Origin of the sequence: Synechococcus sp. WC101 (genome assembly GCF_047461555.1) — a bacterium.
In the GTDB taxonomy this organism is placed as follows: domain Bacteria; phylum Cyanobacteriota; class Cyanobacteriia; order Thermostichales; family Thermostichaceae; genus Thermostichus.
In genome coordinates this window covers 1-1,769 of the sequence record NZ_JANSHG010000272.1, presented here as the reverse complement: position 1 = coordinate 1,769, position 1,769 = coordinate 1, and the positions used below count along the sequence as shown (strand labels likewise).

Here is a 1,769-nt window from a genome sequence, read left to right as displayed (position 1 = left end):
TGGAGTTTGACGAGGCCACCCTGGCCCCCACCTACCGCCTGCTGTGGGGGATCCCTGGTCGCTCCAATGCCTTGGCCATCGCCCGGCGGCTGCACCTGGAGCCGGAGATTCTGCGGCGGGCGCAGCAGCATCTGCAGGGGGAAAGCCAGGTGGATAAGGTGATCGCGGGGCTGGAGGCGCAACGGGCCCAGTTGGAAGAGCGGGCCGCCCAGGTGGGATCCCTGCACCAAGAGCTGGAAACCCTGTACCGCCAAATGCAGCAGCGCAGTCGGCAAATGGCTGAGCGAGAGGCGCAACTGGAGTACCGGCAGCAACAGGGGCTGCAAGCCCTCTTGGCCGCCGCCCGCCGGGAGGTGGCCGCCGCCGTCCGCAAGCTGCAACAGGGGGACGATCCCCAGCAGGTCGCTGCTGAGCTGGAGCAGATTCGCAGGCGCTACTCGCCGCCGCCGCCGCCCGTTGAGACTGAGTTCGTGCCAGAGGTGGGGGATCGGGTGCGGCTGCGGGGCCTGGGACAGACGGGAGAGGTCATTGCCGTCGAAGGAGAGGTGTATGTGGTGCGCAGCGGCATTCTCAAGTTCACGGTGCCGCGGGGCCAGTTGGATCCCATCGATGAACATCAGGCCAAACAGCGCCAGCGCCCCAAAGCTCCTCCTTCCCCACCGCCCACCACTGCTCCCCTGAACCTGCGCACCAGCCGCAACACCCTTGACCTAAGGGGGAAAACTGTAGCCGATGCCGAGGCGATTCTGGAACAGCACTTTGCCCAAGCCCCTCCTGGCCCGGTTTGGATCATCCACGGCCACGGCACGGGACGCCTGCGGGCCGGCGTCCAGGCCTACCTCCAAAATCACCCGCGTGTCCAGAGGTTTGCCCCAGCGGATCCCCAGGACGGCGGTACGGGTGTGACTGTGGCCCACCTGCGGTGAGGGTCAGGCTGTTTCAAACTCCCTGACAGTCGTTTCAAACAAGGTTAAGGCACTTTGCCGCTGGCCTTCACCCGCCCCTCTTCCTCAGGGGGAGAGGGAAGCTGAAGCTCCACGAACAGGCTGTTTGGTAACTGTTCAAACTTGACTTTGGAGCGCCGCTGCCGAGCTGACGGGCTGGGATCCCGCTTGGCGGTGCCGACTTTGCCAAAGCCAGTAGGCGCGCAGCAGTTGGCTATCTCCAATTAACTTGAGCATCACCGCCACCGTCGCGCCGGTCCAGCAGAGGGGGCCGAAAGTGGCACCTGCTGCTGCCAATAGGGCCAACCCGGAAAGATTCAGCCCCAAGCCCTGTACCCACATCCACCAAACAGTCTCACGCTCTAACATTGGCCAGATCCCAGAGGAAGAATTGGATAGCCCTACTCTCTTGAATCTGAGGTGGGATGGGGATGTGGCCAAGCCTCAGCCCAGATGCCCAAAGCTGCATACTTCGAGGGGCGTTATGTCCATAGCGCTTAACCACCTAGCCCATCCACTCCTGCAATCGGGCCAGGGCCCGCCGCTTTTGCGTTGCAGAGCGGACGCTGCTCTTCGTCAGCCGGTTGCAGCCATGCACCAGACCCTTGCCTCCCAGCGCCACCAGAGTGACCCGCTGGGTTTGCCCCGGCTCAAAACGCACCGCTTGGCCGGAAGGGATGTTGAGGCGCCTGCCAAAGCTGGCGGCGCGATCCAACACCAGGGCTCGGTTGACCTCAAAAAAGTGAAAGTGACATCCTCTCCCGCTAAGCCCTGACGGGCTGTAGACGGGAGCTTCCGAGAATCACTTCTCGGAGTTGCTGCTTC

The 1,769-nt window shown here is 63.4% G+C and carries 2 protein-coding genes and 1 pseudogene; 1 reads left to right on the top strand and 2 read right to left on the bottom strand.

Annotated features, from left to right (window positions below; translation table 11 throughout):
• Nucleotides 1-926: Smr/MutS family protein (locus NW809_RS12350; RefSeq protein ID WP_414402275.1), on the top strand; the 926-nt coding region annotated here is incomplete at its 5' end.
• Nucleotides 927-1,061: 135 nt separating this feature from the next.
• Here NW809_RS12350 and NW809_RS12345 read toward each other — a convergent pair.
• Together NW809_RS12345 and NW809_RS12340 are read right to left on the bottom strand one after the other, a co-directional pair.
• Nucleotides 1,062-1,313 (bottom strand): hypothetical protein, encoded by a 252-nt coding sequence (locus tag NW809_RS12345; protein WP_240527800.1) that lies wholly within the window; start codon nucleotides 1,311-1,313, stop codon nucleotides 1,062-1,064.
• Between the two features lie 136 nt (nucleotides 1,314-1,449).
• Nucleotides 1,450-1,701, bottom strand: a pseudogene (locus tag NW809_RS12340) (urease subunit beta); the annotation flags it as partial.
• Between the last annotated feature and the right edge of the window lie 68 nt (nucleotides 1,702-1,769).

Excerpts from the sequence above, each read along its gene's own strand:
- NW809_RS12345 (WP_240527800.1), bottom strand. The coding sequence starts at position 1,313 with ATGTTAGAGCGTGAGACTGTTTGGTGGATGTGGGTACAGGGCTTGGGG.